The sequence below is a fragment of the Marinobacter sp. H13 genome (genome assembly GCF_059072335.1).
In genome coordinates this window covers 2,257,370-2,281,060 of record NZ_JCACRU010000001.1, presented here as the reverse complement: position 1 = coordinate 2,281,060, position 23,691 = coordinate 2,257,370, and the positions used below count along the sequence as shown (strand labels likewise).

22 protein-coding genes and 1 pseudogene are annotated in these 23,691 nt (G+C 57.6%); 8 read left to right on the top strand and 15 right to left on the bottom strand.

Going from position 1 to position 23,691, the window contains the following annotated elements; genetic code table 11:
• Positions 1–4: 4 nt before the first annotated feature.
• Both AC5JQH_RS10520 and AC5JQH_RS10515 read right to left on the bottom strand, forming a co-directional pair.
• Positions 5–697, bottom strand: coding sequence for a TVP38/TMEM64 family protein (locus AC5JQH_RS10520; protein ID WP_104270410.1), 693 nt, complete (start codon positions 695–697; stop codon positions 5–7).
• Positions 698–840: 143 nt separating this feature from the next.
• On the bottom strand, positions 841–1,863 hold the full coding sequence (locus AC5JQH_RS10515) for a Fe(3+) ABC transporter substrate-binding protein (protein WP_008176867.1): 1,023 nt from the start codon (positions 1,861–1,863) through the stop codon (positions 841–843).
• A gap of 193 nt (positions 1,864–2,056) precedes the next feature.
• Between AC5JQH_RS10515 and AC5JQH_RS10510 the strand changes: the two genes are divergently transcribed.
• Positions 2,057–3,172 (top strand): ABC transporter ATP-binding protein, encoded by a 1,116-nt coding sequence (locus AC5JQH_RS10510; RefSeq protein WP_008176865.1) that lies wholly within the window; start codon positions 2,057–2,059, stop codon positions 3,170–3,172.
• 7 nt (positions 3,173–3,179) lie between these two features.
• Here AC5JQH_RS10510 and AC5JQH_RS10505 read toward each other — a convergent pair whose 3' ends face one another.
• The 3 genes from AC5JQH_RS10505 to AC5JQH_RS10495 all read right to left on the bottom strand — a co-directional run bounded on the left by AC5JQH_RS10505 (position 3,180) and on the right by AC5JQH_RS10495 (position 6,692).
• A complete protein-coding gene (locus AC5JQH_RS10505) occupies positions 3,180–4,892 on the bottom strand; it encodes an ABC transporter permease (protein ID WP_405417856.1) in 1,713 nt (570 codons plus the stop codon).
• 147 nt (positions 4,893–5,039) lie between these two features.
• On the bottom strand, positions 5,040–5,891 hold the full coding sequence (locus tag AC5JQH_RS10500; RefSeq protein ID WP_273084132.1) for a UDP-2,3-diacylglucosamine diphosphatase: 852 nt from the start codon (positions 5,889–5,891) through the stop codon (positions 5,040–5,042).
• Between the two features lie 177 nt (positions 5,892–6,068).
• Positions 6,069–6,692 (bottom strand): YbhB/YbcL family Raf kinase inhibitor-like protein, encoded by a 624-nt coding sequence (locus AC5JQH_RS10495; RefSeq protein ID WP_008176858.1) that lies wholly within the window; start codon positions 6,690–6,692, stop codon positions 6,069–6,071.
• 114 nt (positions 6,693–6,806) lie between these two features.
• Here AC5JQH_RS10495 and AC5JQH_RS10490 point away from each other — a divergent pair, with 114 nt between their 5' ends.
• Both AC5JQH_RS10490 and AC5JQH_RS10485 read left to right on the top strand, forming a co-directional pair.
• Positions 6,807–7,139: an ankyrin repeat domain-containing protein gene (locus AC5JQH_RS10490; protein ID WP_405417852.1), complete on the top strand. Its 333-nt coding sequence runs from the start codon at positions 6,807–6,809 to the stop codon at positions 7,137–7,139.
• A gap of 6 nt (positions 7,140–7,145) precedes the next feature.
• A complete protein-coding gene (locus AC5JQH_RS10485) occupies positions 7,146–7,889 on the top strand; it encodes a spermidine synthase (protein ID WP_008176853.1) in 744 nt (247 codons plus the stop codon).
• 6 nt (positions 7,890–7,895) lie between these two features.
• Here the strand turns inward: AC5JQH_RS10485 and AC5JQH_RS10480 are convergent, their stop codons facing one another.
• Entirely contained in the window at positions 7,896–8,456 is a 561-nt protein-coding gene (locus AC5JQH_RS10480; protein WP_273084128.1) for an LOG family protein, read from the bottom strand.
• Positions 8,453–9,325: a glutathione-dependent disulfide-bond oxidoreductase gene (gene yghU / locus AC5JQH_RS10475; RefSeq protein ID WP_014578957.1), complete on the bottom strand. Its 873-nt coding sequence runs from the start codon at positions 9,323–9,325 to the stop codon at positions 8,453–8,455. The genes AC5JQH_RS10480 and yghU overlap by 4 nt, the downstream gene beginning before the upstream one ends.
• A 109-nt stretch (positions 9,326–9,434) precedes the next feature.
• On the opposite strand from yghU, the gene AC5JQH_RS10470 reads away from it, so the two are divergent.
• Complete coding sequence (locus AC5JQH_RS10470; protein ID WP_273084125.1) at positions 9,435–11,543, top strand: NosR/NirI family protein; 2,109 nt, start codon at positions 9,435–9,437, stop codon at positions 11,541–11,543.
• Between the two features lie 26 nt (positions 11,544–11,569).
• Here the strand turns inward: AC5JQH_RS10470 and AC5JQH_RS10465 are convergent, their stop codons facing one another.
• Complete coding sequence (locus tag AC5JQH_RS10465) at positions 11,570–12,124, bottom strand: carboxymuconolactone decarboxylase family protein (RefSeq protein ID WP_273017721.1); 555 nt, start codon at positions 12,122–12,124, stop codon at positions 11,570–11,572.
• Positions 12,125–12,241: 117 nt separating this feature from the next.
• Between AC5JQH_RS10465 and AC5JQH_RS10460 the strand changes: the two genes are divergently transcribed.
• From AC5JQH_RS10460 to AC5JQH_RS10450, 3 genes are all read left to right on the top strand, one after another.
• Positions 12,242–12,847, top strand: coding sequence for a TetR/AcrR family transcriptional regulator (locus tag AC5JQH_RS10460; protein WP_273084121.1), 606 nt, complete (start codon positions 12,242–12,244; stop codon positions 12,845–12,847).
• A gap of 246 nt (positions 12,848–13,093) precedes the next feature.
• A complete protein-coding gene (locus AC5JQH_RS10455) occupies positions 13,094–14,404 on the top strand; it encodes an NAD(P)/FAD-dependent oxidoreductase (RefSeq protein ID WP_008176838.1) in 1,311 nt (436 codons plus the stop codon).
• A gap of 213 nt (positions 14,405–14,617) precedes the next feature.
• A complete protein-coding gene (locus tag AC5JQH_RS10450; RefSeq protein ID WP_287498697.1) occupies positions 14,618–15,646 on the top strand; it encodes an IS630 family transposase in 1,029 nt (342 codons plus the stop codon).
• Between the two features lie 247 nt (positions 15,647–15,893).
• Here AC5JQH_RS10450 and AC5JQH_RS10445 read toward each other — a convergent pair whose 3' ends face one another.
• Positions 15,894–16,190, bottom strand: coding sequence for a hypothetical protein (locus AC5JQH_RS10445; protein WP_342632643.1), 297 nt, complete (start codon positions 16,188–16,190; stop codon positions 15,894–15,896).
• A gap of 13 nt (positions 16,191–16,203) precedes the next feature.
• Between AC5JQH_RS10445 and AC5JQH_RS10440 the strand changes: the two are divergent.
• Positions 16,204–16,589: pseudogene (locus AC5JQH_RS10440) on the top strand (transposase); the annotation flags it as partial.
• Positions 16,590–16,605: 16 nt separating this feature from the next.
• Here the strand turns inward: AC5JQH_RS10440 and dmpG are convergent.
• From dmpG to AC5JQH_RS10410, 6 genes are all read right to left on the bottom strand, one after another.
• Positions 16,606–17,643, bottom strand: a complete 1,038-nt coding sequence (gene dmpG / locus AC5JQH_RS10435) for a 4-hydroxy-2-oxovalerate aldolase (RefSeq protein ID WP_474546508.1) — start codon at positions 17,641–17,643, stop codon at positions 16,606–16,608.
• A gap of 13 nt (positions 17,644–17,656) precedes the next feature.
• Positions 17,657–18,592: an acetaldehyde dehydrogenase (acetylating) gene (locus AC5JQH_RS10430; RefSeq protein WP_474546509.1), complete on the bottom strand. Its 936-nt coding sequence runs from the start codon at positions 18,590–18,592 to the stop codon at positions 17,657–17,659.
• A gap of 21 nt (positions 18,593–18,613) precedes the next feature.
• Positions 18,614–19,402: a 2-oxopent-4-enoate hydratase gene (gene dmpE, locus AC5JQH_RS10425; RefSeq protein WP_474546510.1), complete on the bottom strand. Its 789-nt coding sequence runs from the start codon at positions 19,400–19,402 to the stop codon at positions 18,614–18,616.
• Positions 19,403–19,547: 145 nt separating this feature from the next.
• Complete coding sequence (locus AC5JQH_RS10420; protein WP_474546511.1) at positions 19,548–20,375, bottom strand: alpha/beta fold hydrolase; 828 nt, start codon at positions 20,373–20,375, stop codon at positions 19,548–19,550.
• 199 nt (positions 20,376–20,574) lie between these two features.
• Positions 20,575–21,876 (bottom strand): IS1380-like element ISMaq3 family transposase, encoded by a 1,302-nt coding sequence (locus AC5JQH_RS10415; protein ID WP_011784498.1) that lies wholly within the window; start codon positions 21,874–21,876, stop codon positions 20,575–20,577.
• Between the two features lie 428 nt (positions 21,877–22,304).
• Complete coding sequence (locus tag AC5JQH_RS10410; protein ID WP_339779678.1) at positions 22,305–23,576, bottom strand: IS4 family transposase; 1,272 nt, start codon at positions 23,574–23,576, stop codon at positions 22,305–22,307.
• Positions 23,577–23,691 lie beyond the last annotated feature (115 nt).

Here is a 23,691-nt window from a genome sequence, read left to right as displayed (position 1 = left end):
GGCATCAGACCCTTCCATCCAGCTGCAGCCAGCGAGCCAGACGGGAATGTGGGCGATGCCGCAGGTAAAGGGGCAACGTGCTCATGACCAGCAATACCGTAGCTGCCGCTATAACGGTCAGGGTGGGGTTAAGCTCGAGGGTATGCCCCAACCCGGCAAACACAAAGGTCATGGGTAACATTCCAATAACCGTTGCCAAGGCGTAACGCCAAAGGTGTATCGCCGTCACTCCGGCGGCATAGCTGATCAGGGCGAAGGAGAACACCGGGATTAACCGGGTGAGGAGGACTGCAATAAACAGGAACCGCTGTGACCCTCTGGCCGAGAATACCGGGTTGTTTTCGAGCTTCTGCTGAACAGCATCGCGACCAAGCACTCGCGCCAGATAAAAGGCAATCAGCGAACCCGCCAGTGCACCGGCTACCGCGATTGCCGTTCCGTTGAACATTCCGTAAACCAGGCCGGACGCCGCACTGATCGGCAACGTGGGTATTGGCCCGACCACGACAGCAAGAACCATCAGGAGCATCAGTAATACCGGCCCAAGAGTCCCATGACTGGCAAACCAGTCGGACAGCACCGTTGGTGCAAAGCTGGCAGGCATGCCCAGTTGCCGCAGCAGAAGCCAGATCATGGCCATCAAAAACGCGACAATGGCAAGAAAGGAGAGACGGAAAACCAGCGGCGATCGGGTCATCCGGCTATTCTACCCGCTCATCAGGTAACAGGAAGCACAGCCGGTGCCTCGATAAAATAAAAAGGGCCGGATGTCTTACCAACATCCGGCCCTTGGGCACGCTCTCTCAAGCGTAATCTGCGATCAATTTCGTGATACTTCGATTAACGCCAGCCCACACGGTCGAAGATCTTCACCGCTTCCGGATTGTTGGTGCCCAGTACGCTCACATTGATGTCATCAATGTTCAGGTTGCCCCAGGAATCCAGCACCGGATTCTTCAGTACACCGTCTACCGCCGGGAACTCGTGATTGCTCTCAGCGAAGATCTGCTGGGCGGTATCGGAGGACAGGAACTCCAGGAACCGGACAGCGTTGTCGCGGTTAGGCGCGGTAGCCACCACACCCGCACCACCGATGTTGGCGTGAACACCACGGCCATCCTGGTTCGGGAAGATAATGCCAACCTCCCGGGCCACTTCACGGTCTGCAACATCATCAGAGTTCAGCAGGCGCGCGTAGTAGTAATGGTTGCCAACCGCCAGGTTGCATTCACCGGCAGCCACAGCACGGATCTGATCGGTGTCGCCACCCTGGGGATCACGGGCCATGTTATTGACTACGCCCTGCGCCCACTCCTCAGCGCCTTCTTCGCCGTGGTACTCAACGAGGCTGGCCAGCAATGACTGGTTGTAGATGTTGCTGGAGGACCGGATGCAGATCTCGCCCTTGAATTCCGGCTTGGCCAGGTCCTCGTACTGACTGATCCGGGAAGGATCAAAGTCTGAACGATCGTAGTAGATCACGCGCAGACGCTGACTGAAGCCGAACCAATGCCCTTCCGGATGACGCAGGGAATCCGGCAGACGGCTGTTCAGAACTTCCGAATCCACCGGCTGGAAGATGCCTTCCTGGTCGGCTCGCCAGAGGTTACCCGCGTCAACGGTAATCAGGATATCGGCCGGGCTGGCGACACCTTCTCGCTGGATTCGCTGGATCAACGCATCGGACTTCCCCTCAATCAGGTTGACCTTGATGCCGGTCTCCTCGGTGAAGGCGTTATAAATTGCCTGGTCCGAATCGTAGTGCCGCGCAGAGTACAGGTTGACTTCACTCGCGGAGACACTCGTTGCTGCCAGTGTTGTTGCCAGGGCAGCGGCTGCCAACTTCGCTTTATGAGATACCACGGGATCTCTCCTTGGTTGCTAATTACTATTGCAGGTGAAAACGATTAGTATTTAGATGCGATTTAAACGAACCCGGGCATAGAAGTCAATAAATAGGAATCAGTCGCTTTTACGTATTCAATACACAATCAGACGCAACAAGCTTACAATTGCACCTCCACTGGAGTTTGAACCGGGAGGCTGGATCGGCACCATGAGCATTTATCAGGAAAGCCCAACCTACAGCGACCAACTCGAGAACGGCCTGTCGGGCCCGTCATTGATGCTTGACCGCGTGCATTGCCAATTCCATGGCGATAGCGTTGTCAAAGACATCAACCTGCATCTGGAAGCAGGCGAGGTTGTCTGCCTCCTCGGCCCTTCTGGCTGCGGCAAAACAACGCTGCTGCGTATCGCTGCAGGCCTCCAGACGCCGTCCCGCGGCAAAGTCTTTCTCGGCAGCTCCCTGGTTTCGGCACCCGGTGGCGTGCAGGTACCCCCGGAAAAGCGGAATGTGGGCCTGGCATTCCAGGAATCTGCACTCTTCCCCCATCTGACGGTGCTGGAGAACGTCTGCTTCGGCATCAGCTCCATGCCGAAAAAGCAGCAACGTACGCGCGCACTCGAACTGTTGGGGCGCCTGGGCATGGCCGATGCCGCCAATGTTTACCCACATACCCTCTCAGGTGGTCAGCAGCAGCGGGTAGCCCTGGCCAGGGCCCTTGCTCCGTCGCCACGGGTCATGCTGCTGGACGAACCATTCTCCAGCCTCGACGCCCGGCTGCGCGACCAGATTCGGGACGATACACTGCATGTGCTGAAAGAGCTGAACACGGCCACTCTTCTGGTTACTCATGACCCGGAGGAAGCCATGTTCATGGCAGATCGGATCGCACTGATGCGAGACGGAGAGATCGTGCAAACGGGAACTCCTACAGACCTTTACTGCAATCCTGCCGAGCCGTTCGTGGTCAACTTTTTCGGGCAGGTGAACGAACATCGCGGCGTTGTCCACAACGGCGTGGTGACAACGCCATTGGGCCACCTGGAAGCTAAAGGTTTTGAGGACGGCAGCAGCGCTAGAATTCTGATCCGTCCGGAGGCGGTCAAAGTCAGGCAACTTGAAGGACAGGCCGGTGATGACCGCACCAGCCATGTTCTGATGTCCCGACTGCTCGGCCCGACCAGTCTGTTGCATATTTGTGCTCACGGGCCGGACGGGCAGGAAATGCACCTGCATGCAAAAGTGCCCGGGGTGTTTCTGCCGGAAGAGGGACAGGCTGTCTCGCTTGAGCTGGATATGTCGCAGGTTTTTCTGTTCGCCGAGTAAACCGTGGCTACCCCGTTTTACTTCCCGGGCGGGACCGACGCATCGCCAGGCTCAGAATGACCACGGGAATGATCCCGACCACAACAATGGCGAGGGAGGACATGGCCGACTCGGCCAATCGCTCGTCAGAGGCCAGGCTGTAGGCACGGACCGCCAGGGTATCGAAGTTGAACGGCCGGAGTATGATGGTCGCCGGCAACTCCTTCATCACGTCCACAAACACCAGTATACCGGCCGCCAGCAGGCTACTGCGCATGATCGGCGTATGAACCTTGCGCAAGGTACCACCGGCGGTTTGACCGAGGGTTCGCGCAGCTGCGTCCATTGAGGGCGTAACCTTCCCCAGACTGGCCTCAACCGTATTGAAGGAGACGGCCAGGAATCTCACCGTGTAGGCGTAGATCAGGACAAAAGCGCTGCCACTGAGTACCAGACCCACCATGAAACCAAAGTTGTCACGAAGAAAGAGATTGAGCTTCTGATCCAGCCAGGCCAGCGGAATCATGATGCCCACGGCAATGACAGACCCTGGGATGGCATAGCCCATGGCCGCAATCCGGTTCACACTCCGGACCCAGGAGCTGGGATTCAGCCGCGCGCCGTAACTCAGCATTACCGCAAGCGTGACGGCAACCAGCGCCGCGCTTGAGGCGAGTATCAGACTGTTGAACGCGAACTCCAGAAAACGCGTCCCGAAAAGGCTGTCGCCGGTCGTAATCGCCATTTCCAGCAGAATCAGGGCAGGGACAATAAAACCAATGAGAACAGGCAGGAAACACACTGCAAAGGCGAGCGCAGCCTGACCTGAATTCAGCGAATACTCGGGCAATGCCTGATACCGTGCCGAGGTATGGTATTGCTTGCCACCGCGGGAAACGCGTTCCAGAACAACAACAAGAACCACGAACACCAGCAGGCAGGCTGCGAGCTGAGCCGCTGCAACCGGCTCACCCAGGCCAAACCAGGTCCGGTAGATTCCGGTGGTGAAGGTATCGACGCCAAAGAACTGGACTGCCCCGAACTCGTTCAGTGTTTCCATCAGGACCAGCGAAACGCCGCCGATGATCGCAGGACGGGACAGCGGCAGAGCAATGCGTTTGAACATACGCCACGGTCCCAGGCCGAGAGTGCGGCCAACATCAAGTGCACTTACCGACTGCTCCATGAACGATGCCCGGGCAAGCAGGTACACGTAGGGGTAGAGCACCATGGTAATCAGCAGGGCAGCACCGCCCAGGGACCGGATATCCGGAAAGTAATAGTCGCCAAACTCCCAGCCGAACCAGTCGCGCAAGGCGCTTTGTAGTGGCCCCGCAAACTGCAGGAAATCCGTGTAAGCATAGGCAATAACGTAGGTTGGCACCGCCAGCGGCAGCAGGAGAGCCCACTCGAACAGCCGCCTGCCGGGAAACCGGCACATAACCACCAGCCAGGCACAGGCAGTGCCAATCAGGGTGGTTCCTACAGCCACAGAGACACTGAGTACCACGGTGTTACTGAGGTATCTTCCAAGAACCGTGCTGACAAGGTGTTGCCAGACTTCACCGGACGGGAAAAACACATGGGCAAGGATGACCAGCACTGGCATCGCAACCAGCAGGGCGATCACGAGGGTGCTGACCGTCCAGGCATTGAAACGACGCGCGCGATGACTGGCGGCGCGGGTCCCGGGGCCAGCGCCAGCAAAACCGCTTGTCTGTGATGTCGTATGTTCAGCCATAAAGCCTATGAAGGGCTGGTAGGGACACGGAGTATAAGGGATACGATGGCGTTATGAAAAATAGCCACCCTGAAGGAGGGGTATTGAAGCCTCGATGGGCATGAGCGAGTGCCAGGGTGGGCGACCGAGGTCGCCGCACACCTCTGCTCAGCTGACGAGCCGGTTGACCTGCTCCACGAACGCTGTGGGCAGGGCATCAATCACCGGCCGGGCGTCTCCGCAAACATCCGGATGCGGGGCGTCAGGCTCTCTGGCCAGAACATTGGGGTTTTCCGACCAATGCAGCAGCTCCAGTGTGCCGTTCTCCTGCTCCACCAGCGCCGTGCAGTGTTCTACCCAATCGCCGTCATTGCAGTAAAGACCATCTTCGCTGCGCAGGAAGCCGGCGGAGTGGATGTGGCCGCAGATAAAACCGTCGTAGTTGCCCTTTTCCGCGACCGTCAGCGCCGCCAGTTCAAACCGCCGGATGAACGTGCGCGCCTTGCCGATTCTGCTCTTTACCCAGGCTGCCAGCGACCAGTAAGGCTTGCCCTTGAGCCGGCGCCAGGCGTTGAACCAGCGGTTCAGGCGGAGCAGGATACCGTGGGCACGGTCACCGACCAGAAGCATCAGCGGGCTGCAACGCACCACCTGGTCAAACTGGTCGCCGTGGCAGATCATGAAGCGTCGACCATCTGCGGTGGTGTGTATGGCCTTGTAGCGCAGCTCAATACCGGCAATGGTCTGGCCGCAGAACCGGCGCAGGAAATCGTCGTGGTTACCGGGCACATAGACCACCCGCGTTCCACTGGCAGCCAGCTCAATGAGTTTGTGAATGACGGCCCGATGGGAATCCGGGAAGTGAACCCGTCGCTGCATCGCAATCAGGTCGATGATATCGCCCACCAGATACAGAGTTTCGCAGCGGACCTGGTTCAGGAAATCCAGCAGATACTCGGCCTGGCAGTCAGCCGTGCCCAGGTGCACATCGGAAATGAAAACGCTCCGGTAGCTCCGCATCTTGCCTCCCGTCTTTCAACCATTCCGGATGCTGACACCTTGGCAAGACCGGGTGACGGGGACATGACAACAACAAGACACTTCTGTGACGTTCAGAAAGGAATCAGGGGGAGGGAACGATGGCTATCCGGTAACCGATTGGGTTACCGGAATATCACTGCTCGGTGTCTGAATCCGTTAGCGCAGGTCCGGATTCAGGGTGTAGGTACCCGTCACCCGGGCGCTGGCCAGTACGTGGCCTGCCATGGCTTCGCGCACATCGTTACCATCGAACTCGCCATCCAGGGCAAGGGTATCCACATCCAGTGCATGCACCTCGAAGTGGTAGTGATGGATGATCTCATCGTTCCAGGGCGGACAGGGACCATCGTACCCGGCGTAGGTGCCGTTCATGTCGGGATTGCCCGCCAGGAACTGGGTGTAATTGTTCACGCCGCGGATACCGATGGGACCGGGCCCCGGCTCCTTGCCCTTGGGAATCACGCCATCGCTGTCTTCGCCTTCCGGAATCCGGGTGGTGCCGGCAGGCACATCCACCAGCAGCCAGTGGAAAAAATCGACCCTCGGGATGTCCCTGGAAACCGTCTTGCCTTCCTGGTTTACATCATCCGCAACGCTGGGCACGTCCGGATCAAACATCATCACCACGAAGCTTTTCGTGCCCTCGGGCGCACCGTCCCAGACAACTTCGGGGTTCCGGTTGGGACCGAAGCTCATGTGGTCATCTTCGCTGTATACCCCGAATGCGAATTTCTCGGGAATCGGCTGGCCTTCTTCGATGCCTTCAACCTGCAGTTTCACGGCGTTGCCTCCTGTCGTTTTTAGCCTTGGGCTCATTGACTGTGTCTGGGACAGTCTCATTCTGTGATAATACGTTTTTAACACAAAATCGATTGAACTGACCACGGAGCCCCGATGAGCCAACAGAAGCCCGGCAAGCCGCAACAACCCGCGAACCAGAAAGACGAGGATGCGGTTGCCTTCGCCCAGGGTATTTTCGAACTGGCCTGCAACGGCGGTGCCGGACCTCTGAGCGTGATGCTTGATGCCGGCGTCCCGGTGAACATGCGCACCAGCGAGGGCGAGACCCTGCTGATCCTGGCCAGCAAGCACGGCCACCCGGAAACGGTACGCCTGCTGCTGGAAAAAGGCGCCGATCGCGAAGCGAAGGACAGCAACGGCAATACCGCTCTGTCGCTGGCAAAAACCGACAGCGTAAAGCGCCTGTTCGAAGAATCCGGCCGGTAAGCCGGCATGTTCAACAAAGGCGAGATTATCCACCACACCCGGGATGCCCTGGGCAGCATTCTGGTGGTCGATTACCGCAAACACCGGGTGCTTACCTTCAATTCGGTGTTCGAGCAAAGCAAGATTGATCGCCGATTTCCCTATCTGCCAGTTCATGAGTACAACCGGGCCATGATGCTGCCGGCGGTCTTTGCCAACCCTCGCCACGTCACCATTCTGGGCCTGGGCGGCGGCGTGATGGCCGGCGCCTTTCACCATCTTTATCCCGAGTGTCGGATACACGCCGTCGAACTGCGCCAGGCGGTACTGGACACTGCCCGGGAATTTTTTGATCTGCCCGGCAGTGAGCGCCTTGAGGTAACCATTGCCGATGCCCGGGATGCCCTGGAAAAGCTGCCGGAGGCGAGCACGGATATGATTCTGGCCGATCTGTACAACGCAGACCGGATGAGCCCTGCACAGGCCCAGAAACAGTTTGTGGATGAGTGCGCCCGGGTGCTCACGGAGGACGGCTGGCTGGTGCTGAATTACCACCGGACTCCGGATGTCCAGGGGGCTTACTTCCGGCGGCTCAAGAGGCACTTTGCGGTGCTTCTTGGCTTTCGAAGCAAAAGTAACAACACCGTGGTTTATGCCAGCAAACAGCACTTCCAGTCGGTGCATCCCAAAGATCCGGTGTTGGCGGAACTTGAAAGCCGGCTGCCGATTGACTGGCGCCGGCTGATGGCGAAGGTCAGCCGGATGGAGTGAGGTCGCTCACAACCATTTTTCTTCGGGGCTCTGATAACCCTCAAAGGCTCGGTGAAGGGTCGCGGGCTGATCGGTCTGGATCAGCATGTCGATATATTGCTGCTTGAGAAAACCCGCCCGCTCCATGGTTTGCGCCATCGCCAGCAACGGGTCAAAAAACCCGTTGACGTTGTAGATGGCACAAGGCTTCTGGTGCAGCCCCAACTGGCCCCAGGTCCAGGCTTCGAACAGCTCTTCCAGCGTGCCAATACCACCCGGCAATGCGACAAAGCCGTCGGCCAGATCCGCCATCAGGGCCTTGCGCTCGTGCATGTTTTTAACCACATGCAACTCGGTCAGACCGGAGTGGGCCAGTTCCCGGTCTCGCAGGTGCTCGGGGATCACCCCGTGAACCCTGCCGCCGGCGGCCAATACCGAATCGGCCACGATGCCCATCAGACCGACATGGCCTCCGCCGAACACCAGCTCAGTACCATTGCGACCGAAGTAATCACCCAGCTCCCGGGCCTTGTCCGCGTACAGCGGATCATTTCCGGACCGGGAGCCGCAATAAACCGCGACCTTCATTCACCGTCACCAATCTTGTCCTGGGTTTGGGTCTCGAAATCACTGGCGTCGTGACGCTCGTGCAGCTGGCTGCTCGGCTCACCCCAGGCCCGGTTGACCATGCGGCCACGCCTGACCGCCGGACGCTGGGCAATCTCATCGGCCCAGCGAATGACGTTGGTGTAGGTGTGGGCTTCCAGGAACTCGGCCGCGTCGTACACCTTGTTTTTCACCAGGGCACCATACCAGGGCCAGATCGCCATATCGGCGATGGTGTATTCGTCGCCGGCGATGTATCGATTGTTTGCCAGCTGACGGTCGAGCACATCCAGCTGGCGCTTGACCTCCATGGTGTAACGGTTGATCGGATACTCATAGTATTCCGGCGCGTAGGCGTAGAAATGACCGAAGCCGCCACCGAGCATCGGCGCACTGCCCATCTGCCAGAACAGCCAGTTCATGGTCTCCGCGCGTCCGGCGATGTCACTGGGCAGGAACGCCCCGAATTTTTCCGCCAGGTAAAGCAGGATGGACCCGGATTCGAACAGGCGGATGGACGGGGTGACACTGTGGTCCACCATGGCCGGGATCTTGGAGTTGGGGTTCACTTCCACAAACCCGCTGCCAAACTGATCGCCCTCGGTAATCCTGACGAGCCACGCATCGTACTCGGCGTCCTTGATACCCAGCTCCAGCAGCTCCTCCAGCATCACCGTTACTTTCACGCCGTTGGGCGTCGCCAGCGAATAAAGCTGCAACGGATGCTTGCCAACCGGTAGCGCCTTGTCGTGGGTCGGACCGGCGATCGGGCGATTGATACTGGCAAACCGACCTCCGCTCTCAGAGTCCCATTTCCAGACTTTGGGTGGCGTGTAGGTAGCGTCGGTCATGGCATTTCTCCTCACAAAGTAGCATTCAGCTGGCTCCGAGGTCGCATTGAGCCCGGGGCCGAAAACTCTAGCATGGAAGTTCAAACAAAAAGAACCACAGGAGTACCCCATGGCAGGGCGCATCGTGCTCCTTCTTGCCTGTCTGTTTTTAGTGCCCCCGGTTCACGCCGAGCTGTCAGACAGCAAGCGGGCGCTGATTCAGGAGCTGTTTCCCTCGGCAACGGTCATTGAAGACAAGCTGCCCGATTTTCCCGTGTACCCGGTGTATCAACTCCAGGAACTGCTTGGCTATGCCTACGAAACCGCAGACCATAGCCGCCTACAGGGCTTTGCCGGCAAACCGATCAGCATGCTGATCGGCCTCGACAGCAAAGGGCGTTTCACCGGCATCAAGGTGCTGAATCACCACGAGCCGGTTTTTCTCCATGGCCTGGGCGAAGGCCCCCTGTTCGACTTTGTAGACCAATACGAAGGGCATTCGTTACAAGAGCAGATTATTGTCAGCACCTCCAACTCCAGCCGTTCCGGACGAACCAGCGACGGCAACGTGGTGCACTTTGACGGTGTCAGCAAGGCCACGGTTTCGGTCCTGATCATCAACGACACCGTGCTCTCTTCAGCCCTCAAGGTGGCCCGCAAGAAACTCGAGGGCTTTGCCCAGAGCGCACCCACACGGGCGAAACCGGATTTCTACCAGCCCATGTCCTGGCAGCAACTGGTGGATCGCGGTTACATCGGACACTGGCAGATTGCTCCCGAATCCATCGAGGCCGAGCTGGGCCGGCCTCTTTCAGACTACCCCATGGACATCGAACCCGCAGACGGCGAACCTTTTACCGAGCTTTTCTTCGCCTACATCAATTCGCCCATGGTGGGACGAAACCTGCTTGGAGACGATGGCTATCAGCGCCTCATGCAACGGCTGGATGACGGCGCACAGGTTCTGGCCGTCATGTCCCGGGGCGCCTTTCCCCACGTTTCCCGAGAGTTCGTGCCCGGCAGCTCTCCGGACCGTGTTGGGCTCACCCAGAACAACCTTGCCGTGGAAATGCGCGACCTCAACCTGCTGGACCAGAATCTCGATTTCCGGGCGGCCGGCATTCCGTCATTCGATGCCGGAAACCTGTTCCGCGTGGGCGGTAACGCCGGCTTCAACCCCGGGGCGGAAGCCAATCTGAAGCTCAATGTCGAACTGGCCCGCAATCACCTGATGGTGGACCGCACGTCCCTGAATATCCCGGTTCGCTTCAACGAAGAACTGTTCGAAACCGTCGAGGTTGCTCCCAACCCGGAGGACACCCGTGAACCGGTCTGGATCGGCCTTTGGAAAGAACGTTGGTGGCAGATTTCACTGCTGGTAATCGGCCTGACCGTTCTGACCGTGTTCTTCGCCCGCCAGAAAACCCTGAGCCGCAACCCGAAGCTGGTACACCGGTTCCGCTGGGGATTTCTGTTCTTCACCCTGTTCTTTATCGGCTTCTACGCCCAGGGCCAGCTTTCGGTGGTTAACATCTACACCCTGTTCCTGGCGATCTGGGACGGTTTCTCTCTCAATGTGTTCCTGCTGGATCCGATCATCTTTATTCTCTGGGTGTACACATTCATAACCCTGTTCATCTGGGGCCGTGGCCTTTTCTGCGGCTGGCTCTGCCCGTTTGGCGCCCTGCAGGAAATGGCCGCCTGGCTTGGCGAGAAACTGAAGTTCCGCCAGATCAAAGTGCCCGAGCACTGGCACCGGCGCCTGATTCTGCTCAAATATCCGATCCTGCTGGCTCTGGTGGGCACCGCTTTCTACTCCCTGACCGTCGCCGAAAAAATGGCGGAGGTGGAACCATTCAAAACCAGCATAACCCTGTTTTTCGTTCGCTCCTGGCCCTTCGTTCTCTACGCCGTCGGCCTGCTTGTGATCGGCATGTTCATCCACAAATTCTACTGCCGCTACCTGTGCCCGCTGGGCGCCGGCCTCGCGGCGCTCGGCCGGTTACGCTTGTTCAGCTGGCTGGACCGGGTTGAGCTCTGTGGCAACCCCTGCCAGCACTGCAAGAATGAGTGCGGTATCAATGCCATTCGCAAGGATGGCCGGATCGATTACGACGAATGCATTCAGTGCCTGGAATGCGTCGTTATTCTCGAGGACGACACCCGGTGCGTCGACAAGCGGCTCGAGACCAAAAAACGATCAAGACAGGCGAACATATTGGCAACGGACGCGGGCTGACCCGTCCCGTTGCCGCGAAGCCCGGATTATTGCTTCTTCTGCCATTCAAACTTCTTGAACGGCTCATCAACGGGCGTCTCCGCAATGTGGTTGACGTAGTTACTCATGACTTTCTGGGACAACACCAGAATCACTTCCAGCACCTGGCGGTGCTGGTAGCCCGCTTCGTAAAACGCGTCCAGATCCTCTTTGCTGACATTGCCGTGTTTGCGCATGACCGCAAGAGTGAAGGTTCTGAGCGCCTCGAGCTTGTCGCTCGGCAGCGGCGTTTCGTCCCGCAGTGCATTGGTAATGTCGTCAGACACATCCATCATTTTGGCAATCCCGGTATGGGCCGGAACGCAGTAATGACAGGCGTTTTCCACGTTGATGGTCTGCCAGACGACAGTCTTTTCATCATTATCAAAGCTGCTATCCAGCACCAGTTGATGCAGTTGCTGGTAACCCTCAAGGATGCCCGGCGCCTCCGCCATGACCGCATGCAGGCCAGGAATCATGCCGAACGCCTTGAGCGAGTTGTCCAGCAATGGTCTGGATTTCTCCGGTGCCGTGTCTTTGTCGTGAAGGGGGAAATCTGTCATTGCCAACTCCTTTATTGAATGATTGCTCAATTACCACTTCAGGCTAACTGTTATTGAGCGGTCATTCAAGATATAATTGAGTGGTCATTCAAATCACTACGATGGTGAATTGTTGTTATGGCCAGACACGCACGCTATGACCGAAAAACCGCTCTGGAAAAGGCCGTTGGTCTGTTTTGGGAGAAGGGCTATCACGGCAGCTCCATGAAGCAGATCGAGCAGGCCCTCGATATGCGGCCGGGCAGCATCTACGCCACGTTTGGCAGCAAGGACGGTCTGTTTTCAGAAGCACTGGCCGCCTATGCGGAACAGGGCGGCCGGGAGTTGGCCGTTCACCTCAAGGGTTTTGATTCCATTGTTGACGGCCTTCAGGACTATCTGCGCGGCATCGCCTGCGGTTGCGGCGACGGAAGCGCGGCACCTTCACGAGCCTGCATGATCGTGAAAACACTGCTGGAATCCAGCAATACGCATTCGGCCCTGGCGGACCAGGCCAACAGCATTCTTGCTGCGATCGAGGGATCTCTTGCAGACCTGGTAGAGCAGGCTCGGGTGAAAGGGGAGCTGGCGCAATCCGTAGACAGCCGTCGACTTGCCCGGCTCCTGCAGGCGCAGATCATGGGCCTGAGGTCCATGGGTGAACGCAATCTGGATCCGCAAGCCATGAAAGACCTTGGTGACGATATGGCCGCCATCCTGGACGGGTATCGCACCCAGCATTAGACCCGCTGTTCCTTCTGCAGCTGCGGCGAGCGCGCCATCCACAGGTTCGCGAGCGCCAGGCCGGAAGGAAACAGCACTTCCGTAGAATTGTACCCACAGGTCCGGGCGCGTTAACATTATTGCCCGGCTCAGGCCCCGCCCTGTTTCCCGATCGAATTCCGGCTTCTCGTCTGGTTCCGAGTGAGGACAGCCAAGCATTCTCGCCTGAAGAGTCCTTGGCTCTCTTCACTTACAGGTCTGATTGGTATGGATAACCTTCATCACATTGTTGTGGTCGGCGGTGGCGCCGGCGGTCTCGAACTTGTTACCAGCCTCGGGAACAAACTGGGTAGAAAGGGAAAAGCCAGAATCACGCTGGTGGATTCCGGTCTGACCCACGTCTGGAAACCCCTGCTGCACGAAGTTGCCTCCGGTTCCCTGGATGCCAGCGCGAACGAGATCAACTACCGCGCCCATGCCCGCAAACACCATTACGAATTCCAGCTCGGCCGCATGAGCGGACTGGACCGCGATAGCAAGAAAGTGGTCATAGCCCCGTTCCACGATGTCGACGGTACAGAGGTCGTTCCCGAACGCCATATCCCCTACGACACACTGGTGATTGCCGTGGGCAGCACCGCCAACGACTTTGGCACGCCCGGCGCCCAGGACAACTGCCTGTTCCTGGACAGCCTCAAACAGGCCCGGCGCTTCCACAACCTGATGCTCAACGCCTTTCTGCGCAAGAATCACGAGGCGTTGCAGGGGGCTGAGCATACCCTGAATATCAGCATCATCGGCGCGGGTGCCACCGGTGTGGAACTGGCAGCAGAATTGCGACTGGCGTCCCGCGAGCTGCCGGTGTACGGCATGAACCACCTTCAGCCCTCGGACGTTTCCATTTCCGTGATCGAGGCCGCTGACCGCATTCTTCCCGCCCTGCCTGGCCGGCTGTCTGCGGCGGCCACCAGGGAGCTGGAACACCAGCGGGTGAAAGTACTGACCGGCCAGCCGGTGAGTGAGGTACGGCCCAGTACGGTCGTGATGAAAGACGGCACCGAATTACCCTCGGAAATGACCATCTGGGCAGCGGGCATCAAGGCCCCGGCCTTCCTGGCCGAGCTGGAAGGTCTGGAGGTGAACCGGAGCAATCAACTGGTGGTGGAACAGACCCTGCAAACCACCCAGGATGCCAATATCTTCGCCTTCGGCGACTGCGCTGCCTGTCCGCAACCGGATTCCGACCTGCCAGTTCCCCCCCGGGCCCAGGCTGCGCACCAGCAGGCAGACACCCTGTTCAAGACCCTCTGCAACCGCCTGGACAATGGCGAGGCGGTGCCCTTCGTCTACAACGACCACGGTTCGCTGATCAATTTCAGCCGCTATACCACCGTCGGCAACCTGATGGGCAACCTGTCCGGCCGCAGCATGTACATCGAGGGCAAGGTGGCCCGCATGTTCTACCTGTCCCTATACCGGATGCATCAGGTAGCCCTGCACGGCATGTTCCGCACCGGGATTATCTGGCTGATGGATAAAATCAGCCGTGCCATGCAACCCCGACTCAAACTACACTAGAGATACAGTCGAGCGGCAATGAAGTGGAGCGGGTGAAGGGAATCTAACTTTTCATAACAATCAGATGGTTATGCATATTAATCAGGTTCGTCATACAAGCTGCCATACAACTCTGATCAGCCTGCATTTTTTGTTACTAAGAAGTACAAAAGTAAGCGGACATCATTTATAATGTAGGCATTGTTCAACCGACCTTATCGGAGTTGCCTACTCATGCGCCATACTGACGGTCGTAAACTGGATCATAAAACTCTGGAAGCTCTTCGCATTCGTGCTGTCCAACAGGTTATGGATGGTGAAAGTCCTGAAGTTGTCATCAAAGCCCTGGGTATGAGTCGGGCCCGTATCTATGAATGGCTGGCTGCTTTCCGTGAAGGTGGGTTTGACGCACTGAAGGCCAAAGAGATTCCCGGGCGTCCGAAAAAGCTTAGCGGCGAACAGATTCGGGAGCTTTACACCTGGATTACCACCTTTACCCCGGACCAGTTGAAGTTCGATTTTGCCTTGTGGACCCGGGGTCGGGTACGGGAGTTGATCCGGCAAAAGTTCAACGTTCGACTCAGTGATGTCTCTGTCGGTCGCCTGCTTCGCAACCTGGGGCTGACACCGCAAAGGCCACTGCACCGGGCGTACCAGCAGAAGCCAGAGGCTGTAAAGCAGTGGAAAGAGGAAACTTACCCAGAGATTCGCAAAGAAGCCAAGAAGGTCGGCGCCACCATCTATTTTGGTGATGAGGCCAGCATACGTTCTGACTACCATAGTGGCACTACCTGGGCGCCCATCGGAGAAACGCCGGTGATTCGCAATACCGGTAGTCGCTTCAGCATCAATATGATCTCTGCCATTTCCCCCCGTGGAGAGCTTCGGTTCAAAACCATTGAAGGGACAATGAATACGGACGCCTTCATTGGGTTCCTCAAAGCATTGGTACAAGACGCCGAAAAGCCGATATTCCTGATTCTGGATAACCATCCAGTGCACCATGCCCGCCGGGTCCGGGCATACGTGGAGGGCCTCAACGGCAAGCTCAAGCTGTTCTTCCTGCCGCCTTACTCACCGGAACTGAATCCTGATGAGTCCGTTTGGGGCTACATCAAATACCACCACGTCGGAAAAAAGATCATAAACAGCAAAGACCAACTTCGGAATATCGTTTATCGACAACTTCGGCGGTTACAGAAACTACCCCGGTTATTGAAGTCTTTTTTCGGTCATCCGGACCTGGCGTATATCGCCGGGTGATGTTCGCTTACTTTGTTTCTGATTAGTATTTTAGGTAACCTCGGGGTCTGCGCCGGTAACTTGTGGTCTCCCCAAAAAATCGTCGCGGTCGAGAGTGAGGCGTCATCACTATCGCAAAGGTCGCAAAGCGAACATTCCGGCGGATAGACCAACACTCACTTTTGTTGAAAACTCAGCCTCTTTTTTTGGCATGTCGGAAGTAACGCGATGGAGCTCCTCCTGACCTATGATTGATTAGCGTTTCCCATCAGTCCTGGATACTGAAAGTATCCCCTCCAGAACCGAAAGTTCCGCTTTCAAGACGTATCTTCACTTCAAGATTATGGCGTGAATCGGCATTGGCCAAGGCCTCTTCCTGACTGATCCTGCCCTCGCTATAAAGCTCCATAATGACCTGATCAAAGGTTTTCATGCCCTGCTCGGGGCTCTTCTCCATGATTTCTCCAATGCCATCAATTTCCCCCTTATTGATCAGATCCTTTATGTAAGGACTGGCTAGCATCACCTCGACAGCCGCTGCACGTTTGCCATCTTGACCTTTCAACAGGCGCTTACGTTTTACCCTGACCGGGATCCGTCGCATGCCCGACATGCCGTTGTGCCTGGCAGTCAGGTGAGCAGCGACGGACTCGGGAGCTTCCGGGCCTTCGATGCGCCTCCCTACCCTCATGTGCGCCATATCACCGGCGGTGGGCGTGCCAGCGTGGCGAACCCGGAGTTCAACTCGGTCAACACGCTGCTCGGTAACCTCAAGAACCCGATCACCGGTACCTATCATGCCATATGCGGGCAGCACGCCCCGCGCTACCTGGCCGCCGAGCTCGAGTATCGCTTCAATCGGCGCTATGACCTCAAGGCCATGATCCCGCGCTTTCTCACGGCCGCCGCCCGAACGCCGCCGATGCCGTACCGGTTCCTGAGGATGGCTGAGCTTTATGCGTAATCAGGTAATGTCTTGCTCATGCATTCTGCTTCTTTTGGGCGGCCAGCAGATCCAGCGCCACATCCACGATCATGTCTTCCTGGCCACCCACCATGCGGCGTTTTCCCAGCTCTACCAGAATGTCCACGGTCTTCAGACCGTACTTCTGTGCCGCCACTTCGGAATGGCGCAGGAAGCTGGAATAGACTCCGGCATAACCCAGGGCCAGGGTTTCACGGTCCACCCGTACCGGGCGGTCCTGCAGTGGGCGCACGATGTCGTCAGCCGCGTCCATCAGGGCGTACACATCCGTGCCATGCTCCCACCCCATCTTGTCGAACGCGGCAATGCACACTTCCAGCGGGGCGTTACCAGCGCCGGCGCCCATGCCGGCCAGGGAGGCGTCTACACGGTCACAGCCCTCTTCCACCGCCACGATGGAGTTGGCCACACCCAGGGCCAGGTTGTGATGGGCATGGATGCCGGTTTCGGTTTCCGGCTTGAGCACATCCTTGAGCGCCCGGAAGCGGTCGCGGATGTCGTTCATGTTCATGGCACCGCCGGAGTCGACCACATAGAGGCAGGTGGCGCCGTAGTCTTCCATCAGCTTGGCCTGTTCCGCGAGACCCTGTGGGGTCTGCATGTGGCTCATCATCAGGAAGCCCACGGTGTCCATGCCCAGTTTGCGGGCGTGCTCGATGTGCTGTTTGGAGACATCCGCCTCGGTGCAGTGGGTGGCCACTCTTACGATTCTCGCGCCGGCGTTGTAGGCGTTGTCCAGGTCGTGGACGGTGCCGATGCCGGGCAGCAGCAGGGTGGCAATCTTGGCGTGTTCGATGACTTCCGCCACCGCCTCGATCCACTCCAGGTCGGTGTGGGCGCCGAAGCCGTAGTTGAAGCTGGAGCCCTGCAGGCCGTCGCCGTGGGCCACTTCAATGCTGCCCACTTTCGCTTTATCCAGGGCTCGTGCAATGTCCTGCACGTTCTTGATGGAGTACTGGTGGCGGATGGCGTGGCTGCCGTCGCGCAGGGTCACGTCGGAGATGTAGAGTTTCTTGCCAGGATTAAAAGTCATCGTTTTTTCCTCCTCAGTTGACCAGCGATTCGGCGATGCGCTCGGCGGTGCCAAGGGCCGCGGAGGTCATGATGTCCAGGTTGCCGGCGTAGGCCGGCAGGTAATGGGCGGCGCCTTCCACTTCCAGGAAGATGGAGGTCTTCAGGCCGCTGAAGCGGCCCAGGCCCGGAACGTTCATGGGCTGGTCTTCCGGGATCACGTCAAACTGCACTTTCTGCTTGAGGCGATAACCGGGCACGTAACTGTTGACGGCCTGGACCATTTCTTCCACCGAGGCCTCCACTTCCGCCTGGTCGGCGGCATCGGAGAGCACGTAGACGGTATCCCGCATCAGCAGGGGCGGCTCGGCCGGATTGAGGATAATGATGGCCTTGCCCTTCTGGGCACCGCCCACCACTTCGATGGCCTTGGCGGTGGTCTCGGTGAATTCGTCGATGTTGGCACGGGTGCCGGGGCCGGCGGACTTGCTGGAGATTGAAGCCACAATCTCGGCGTAGTGGGCCTTGGCGACACGAGAGACCGCCGCCACCATGGGAATCGTCGCCTGGCCCCCGCAGGTGACCATGTTGACGTTGCCTTCCTTCAGATTCTGTTCCAGGTTCACCACCGGCACGCAGTAGGGGCCGATGGCCGCCGGGGTCATGTCGATGATCTTGATGCTCTCTTTATGGCCCCGCAGGAACACTTCGTTGTGCATGTGGGCCCGGGCGGAAGTGGCATCAAACACGATGTCGATGTCGGCGAACTCCGGCATCTTCACCAGGCCATCCACGCCCTCATGGGTGGTGGCGACGCCCATGCGGGCGGCACGGGCCAGGCCGTCAGACTCCGGGTCGATACCCACCATGGCGCCCATTTCAATATTCTGGCCGTTGCGCAGGATCTTGATCATCAGGTCCGTGCCAATGTTGCCCGAGCCGATGATGGCTGCTTTGATTTTCTTACTCATGACTCTTTCCTGTTGCTTATATCAGTCGAACCGCACGGAGCAGCTTCCAATACCCGCCAGCGTCATCCGCAAATTGTCACCCGCATTGACCGGCACCATTGCGGACAAAGCGCCGGACAAAATGACTTCACCGGCCTTCAGCGACATTCCCAGTTCGCCAAGGGTGTTGGCCAACCAGGCAACCGCAATCGCCGGGGACCCCATGGAGGCTGCACCTGCCCCCGTACCCACGGTCCGGCCGTTTTTTTCCAGCACCATACCGGTTGTGAACAGGTCCAGATTACGGGGGTCCACCAGGCGATCCCCGAGTACAAACACGCCACACGACGCGTTATCCGCGACCGTGTCCTGAATCCGGATCTTCCAGTCGCGAATTCGTGAATCGACAATCTCAAAACACGCCATCACACCTTCGGTGGCCCTAAGCACATCAGCGACGGTGACACCGGGGCCGTTCAGATCCCGCTTCAGGACAAAGGCGATTTCACCTTCCGCTTTCGGTTGGATCAGGGATTTCATGGCAATCGACTCGCCCTGGTTGATCACCATGCGGTCCGTCAGCTGGCCAAAATCGGGTTGGTTCACACCCAGCATGTCCATGACAGCCTGACTGGTAACGCCTATTTTTTTTCCAATAACTTGCTCACCTAGCGCCAACCTCTTAGCAAGAAATAGTTTCTGTATTTGATATGCATCTTGGACGGTTAGCTCAGGATATCGATCCGTAATACTCTGTATCGGCGTAGAGCTCTGGTACGCAGAAAAAAGTTCCTTTGCAATTCTGTCACCGTCACTCTCACTAGAACACATATTTATTTCTCACCCCCCATTTCCTCGCCTGAAGAAATTCGATTTTAAATCGGCGCCTTCAATAACTGCGTCAATACGAATCCGAATTATTATTAACGCTTGCATTAAAGGCACCCGATTCTATCTACCCACAAAATTCAGCACACTACTCGTTGATCTCATTAAAGAAGTCAACTACGAGACGGTTGAATCGATCTGTATGTTCAATTTGTGTCCAATGCCCACAGCGACCGAAAACATGCAACTGCGCACGATCTATGACTTCAGCCAAGTGCAAGCTGCTGGATAACGGGACAACCCGATCCTCTCTTCCATGAATAATCAATGTCTCATTGGAAAGACTTTTAAGCTCTTCGTCAGAGCTGGCTAACGAGTCTAGCCACTGCTGGCGTGGGGCAGGGAACATACTTGCGAATGACTCCTGAACTCCAGGGCGAATACTTGCTTTATATCGCACCTCTGCTAATTCATCGCTCACCAGGGAACGGTCATAAGCGAAGAGATCGAGAAGCTTACGCATATTCTCTATAGACGGTTGGTAACCCCAGACTGCATCCAGGCCCTCTGTGAGCTTGAACTTAGTGCCAGCTGCGCCCATCAGGACCAAACGACCCACTCGCTCCGGATACCTCAGAGCGGTAGCAATCGCGAGCCCCCCCCCAAAAGAATTACCTACGATGTGAGCCTTTTGAATATTCAAAGCGTCCATAACACCGATGATGTGCTGGACCCAATTATCCAGGGAAAACTCATAACCATCAGGTTGTTCGGTATAGCCGAATCCAACCATATCGGGCGCAATAACACGATAGAACTGGCTTAGATATGGAATATTAGGGCGCCAATTAGCGTAGGCAGTCACACCCGGTCCAGAGCCGTGAACCAGTATTACCGGGTATCCTTCTCCAACGTCGTGGTAATTGGTTTGGATACCTGCCGCTACAACGCTCTTACCGATTTCAGGGTTCGTCATCTCTCATTCCTCATTTTTCGAAATATTGGGTCACTAGCCCGGATTTCTCATAGTGCTCCAACAACCTTCGCAGACCAAGCCTGGTAGTGCCAGATCCGAGTGGTCATGGTCGAAGTTGGCGATTATTTAGCCAGTTTCCGGCATTCAGGCACAACTCCCCCTTTCCCCCATTGGTATCGGGCCGGGGGAGCCCGATTATCTACTGGGGCACCAAGCGCTGAACCAGTGCTGAGAGATCGTTCTTGTGTGGATAGCTATCACTCATCAACACCCGTATTCGGCGGGTGTTGCGGATGATGACTGCGCCAACCTTGATCAGCTTCAAGCGCAAGGTGCCGGCACTCATACGTTCGAAGGGCGTGTTTTTCAGATGCACCCGCAAACGCTCGAACAGGGTGTAGGCGAAGCCGGATAAGATCAGCCGCCACTGGTTGGTCCACCAGTGTGTGCTGGAGGTGCGACCGGCAAACAGATCCAGTTGTTGATCCTTGATCCGGTTCTCCATATCACCCCGTGCGCAATACTGTTCGTAGTAGAGCTTGAATCCGTCATCGTAGCGGGAGCTGATAACGAACCGGGGGTTCGGGCCTTGAGGGCCATATTCCAGGCGCGCAACCACCCAGCGTGGCTTATGCCAGCTTCGGGCTTTGTAGCGGAAGCGGAAGGTGCTGGCGAGCTTATGGCCATGAGCCTCGTAGTAGGTCCGGACTTTGTCCATGGCTGGGGCGGCAAGCGCCTCCAGCCGCTGGTTGCGGGCCATGCCTACGATGTAATCCACCTGGTTGCGATCGCACCAGGCCAGCAGTCGGGGCTTGCTGAAGTGGGAGTCGCCCCGGAACACGATCCGGGTCTGTGGCCAATACTCGCGAATAAATCGCACCAGCAGCGCCAGAATGGCCCAGCTGTGCCGGGCATCACCTCGATTGCTGGTGCGCAGATAGCTCACCAGCAAGTGCCTACCGCAGAAGACGTAAAGCGGGAAGTAGCAGTGATGGTCGTAATACCGGTTAAAGAACTTACCCGGCTGGTCGCCGTGCACCGGAATATCGGTGCCGTCAAAATCCAGCACGATTTCCTTGGGCGGCTTCTCATGCTGCTCGATAAAGTGGTGCCAGAGCAACTCATGCGCTTTGACAATGGTTTGCCGATCCATCGCCTGCTCCATTCGACAAAGCGTGGACTTGCCGGCCAGAGTCGAGGCATTCCCCGTGGCGGTTTGTAGTGCCTGATCAAAGCGAAGCGCTTCATGATCATTCAGATCTTCGTAGCCACCGGCCACACCGTAGACCCGTTGCCGGACCAGGGACTTGAGCTCATGACGAATCATCCGGGGATCCCGCTGGTCGGTCAGAGTCTCGGCCAGCCGTTGGGTTAACCGGTGTTGTTTGTCGACTTCGCGCAGTAACAGCAAGCCGGCATCGGAGGTGATATGGCCTCCGGAGAAGTCGGTTTCAATCTGGCGGCGGGAAAGTGGCGAGAAGGTCAGTTTTTGAGGTACCATTTTGGATAGCGGTTGTTGGTGTTGATTGATGGTGTAAGGTCCTGAAATTTTAACACTTTCAGCCGCTTTCTTTTATCCCCTCATGAGAAATTCGGGCTAGGTTTCAGAAGGCGCACATAGATTCTTACAACCGCTATCCCAAAGAAGATATATGCAACTCGATCCGGAGTCAACGTCATCAACTTAAGCCCCGCAGAGTCCAAAATCCAGTTCCAGCCGAAGCCATGGGCGGGGTTTGGTGGCATCATCGTAACGATATCGCGGCAATGAGCGCCAGCTGAAGCGATTTTTTGGGGGATAGACCGGATTTCAGGCGGGTCGTGACCTGTACAGGTGGGGAGGCGCGTTTTCAGGGCGAGCGGAAGCCGACCGCTCCGGAAGCAGCCTGTTGGTTGGGTGAGTGGTGGGGTCCGGGTTGTTAACGCAACTTAGCGGGTGGGCTTATACCCCTCGCAGCCTTTGGTGGCGCACCGCCGGCGTTTTCGCGAGCTGGAGCGGCCGGGGCGGATGGCGCCCAGGGCGCTGGCCATCAGTTCCAGCAGGCCTGAGAGCAGCGCGCGGGTGGGGTTGAGCAGTAGCCGGACGAGGCTGTTCTTGAGGCAGGACAGCCCCTGGGTGAAGTTGGGCTGCCAACGGTGTTTGCGCTGGGCGTGACGCCGGTCGATCTCGGGTTGCTGCAGGGTTTGCATCAGCAGTGCCAGGTTCTTGAGCAGGATGCGGGCGTGCAGGTCCTGCTGGACGGCCTGGGGGGAACGGCCACTGAAGTTCTCCAGGTTCAGGGTTTGCTTGAGGCGCCGGTAGTCGGTTTCGATGCCCCAGCGGCGGTGATACAGGTCGGCAAAGTCTGCCGCAGGAAACGCCTGCGCATCCAGCAGGGAGGTGGCGAGCACTTCCGTGGTGCCCCCCGGCAGGTCCACCCGCACCAGGCGCAGGGTCACCGGGCCGTCTAGATCCGTCCCGGACTGCTGGCACACCTGGCGCGAGAGCCAGTTGGTGCAGGTGAAGGTGTGTTGGGTTTCCCGGTCGCCGGACTGGACAAAGTCCCGCACGGCGCGATTGAAGTTCAGGCGCAGGCGCATCACGAACGGAATTCGGCGTTGCGCCAGATCGGCGAACAGCCAGTGGGCGGGATAGCCGCGATCAAACAGGATCAGGCTGCCTGAGGGGGCGTGATCGAGATGGCTTTGGGCACAGCCGCGCTCACAGATCGTCGGGGAGACGAGCAGGCTGTGCAGGGTCTGGCCGTCGCCCAGGTCGATCAACTGGGACAAGCGGGCCACCGGCAGGCCCTGGTGGGTGCCGAAATGGCTGGCCTGTCTGTCTTCCAGGGGGAGATGGACACTGGAGCCGTCGATGCCCAGCAGGCGCAGGCCGCGCCAGCGGTATCGCAGACCCTGCGCATCCAGTTGTGCCTGAACCACCTGGTTCAGGGCCTCGAACACGGTCGGATCCAGCTTGTGGCGGGCCTTGCAGAAGGCCGAGGCGGTCACCTGACAGGATTCCAGGGCCGCGCCGGTGACCTGCTGGAAAAAGCCGTTCAATTCGGTTTGCAAGGCAGACTGGGGCTGATTGAGCAGGAACAGGGCCAGGTGTTTGAAGTTCAGGTGGCAGCGGCGGGTGAAATCCTGGGGACGTTGGCGGTGTTCGGCGATAAAGGCGGGGTCATCCAGTAGACTGGTTATTTTATGTACAATTTTCAGTCAGGATCTCGCTGGGCGTGTCAACCGTTAGTTTTGGCGGAAGTTTCATGAGGCGTATTCCTCGTGTGTTTGTGAACCGTAATTATATGATATCTCTGGATAAACGTCACTAATT

What these genes read in the sequence shown, in the direction of transcription:
- AC5JQH_RS10520 (WP_104270410.1), bottom strand. Translation starts at nt 697, where the DNA reads ATGACCCGATCGCCGCTGGTTTTCCGTCTCTCCTTTCTTGCCATTGTC.
- AC5JQH_RS10510 (WP_008176865.1), top strand. Translation starts at nt 2,057, where the DNA reads ATGAGCATTTATCAGGAAAGCCCAACCTACAGCGACCAACTCGAGAAC.
- AC5JQH_RS10505 (WP_405417856.1), bottom strand. Translation starts at nt 4,892, where the DNA reads ATGGCTGAACATACGACATCACAGACAAGCGGTTTTGCTGGCGCTGGC.
- AC5JQH_RS10500 (WP_273084132.1), bottom strand. Translation starts at nt 5,891, where the DNA reads ATGCGGAGCTACCGGAGCGTTTTCATTTCCGATGTGCACCTGGGCACG.
- AC5JQH_RS10490 (WP_405417852.1), top strand. Translation starts at nt 6,807, where the DNA reads ATGAGCCAACAGAAGCCCGGCAAGCCGCAACAACCCGCGAACCAGAAA.
- AC5JQH_RS10485 (WP_008176853.1), top strand. Translation starts at nt 7,146, where the DNA reads ATGTTCAACAAAGGCGAGATTATCCACCACACCCGGGATGCCCTGGGC.
- AC5JQH_RS10480 (WP_273084128.1), bottom strand. Translation starts at nt 8,456, where the DNA reads ATGAAGGTCGCGGTTTATTGCGGCTCCCGGTCCGGAAATGATCCGCTG.
- yghU (WP_014578957.1), bottom strand. Translation starts at nt 9,325, where the DNA reads ATGACCGACGCTACCTACACGCCACCCAAAGTCTGGAAATGGGACTCT.
- AC5JQH_RS10470 (WP_273084125.1), top strand. Translation starts at nt 9,435, where the DNA reads ATGGCAGGGCGCATCGTGCTCCTTCTTGCCTGTCTGTTTTTAGTGCCC.
- AC5JQH_RS10465 (WP_273017721.1), bottom strand. Translation starts at nt 12,124, where the DNA reads ATGACAGATTTCCCCCTTCACGACAAAGACACGGCACCGGAGAAATCC.
- AC5JQH_RS10460 (WP_273084121.1), top strand. Translation starts at nt 12,242, where the DNA reads ATGGCCAGACACGCACGCTATGACCGAAAAACCGCTCTGGAAAAGGCC.
- AC5JQH_RS10455 (WP_008176838.1), top strand. Translation starts at nt 13,094, where the DNA reads ATGGATAACCTTCATCACATTGTTGTGGTCGGCGGTGGCGCCGGCGGT.
- AC5JQH_RS10450 (WP_287498697.1), top strand. Translation starts at nt 14,618, where the DNA reads ATGCGCCATACTGACGGTCGTAAACTGGATCATAAAACTCTGGAAGCT.
- dmpG (WP_474546508.1), bottom strand. Translation starts at nt 17,643, where the DNA reads ATGACTTTTAATCCTGGCAAGAAACTCTACATCTCCGACGTGACCCTG.
- AC5JQH_RS10430 (WP_474546509.1), bottom strand. Translation starts at nt 18,592, where the DNA reads ATGAGTAAGAAAATCAAAGCAGCCATCATCGGCTCGGGCAACATTGGC.
- dmpE (WP_474546510.1), bottom strand. Translation starts at nt 19,402, where the DNA reads ATGTGTTCTAGTGAGAGTGACGGTGACAGAATTGCAAAGGAACTTTTT.
- AC5JQH_RS10420 (WP_474546511.1), bottom strand. Translation starts at nt 20,375, where the DNA reads ATGACGAACCCTGAAATCGGTAAGAGCGTTGTAGCGGCAGGTATCCAA.
- AC5JQH_RS10415 (WP_011784498.1), bottom strand. Translation starts at nt 21,876, where the DNA reads ATGGTACCTCAAAAACTGACCTTCTCGCCACTTTCCCGCCGCCAGATT.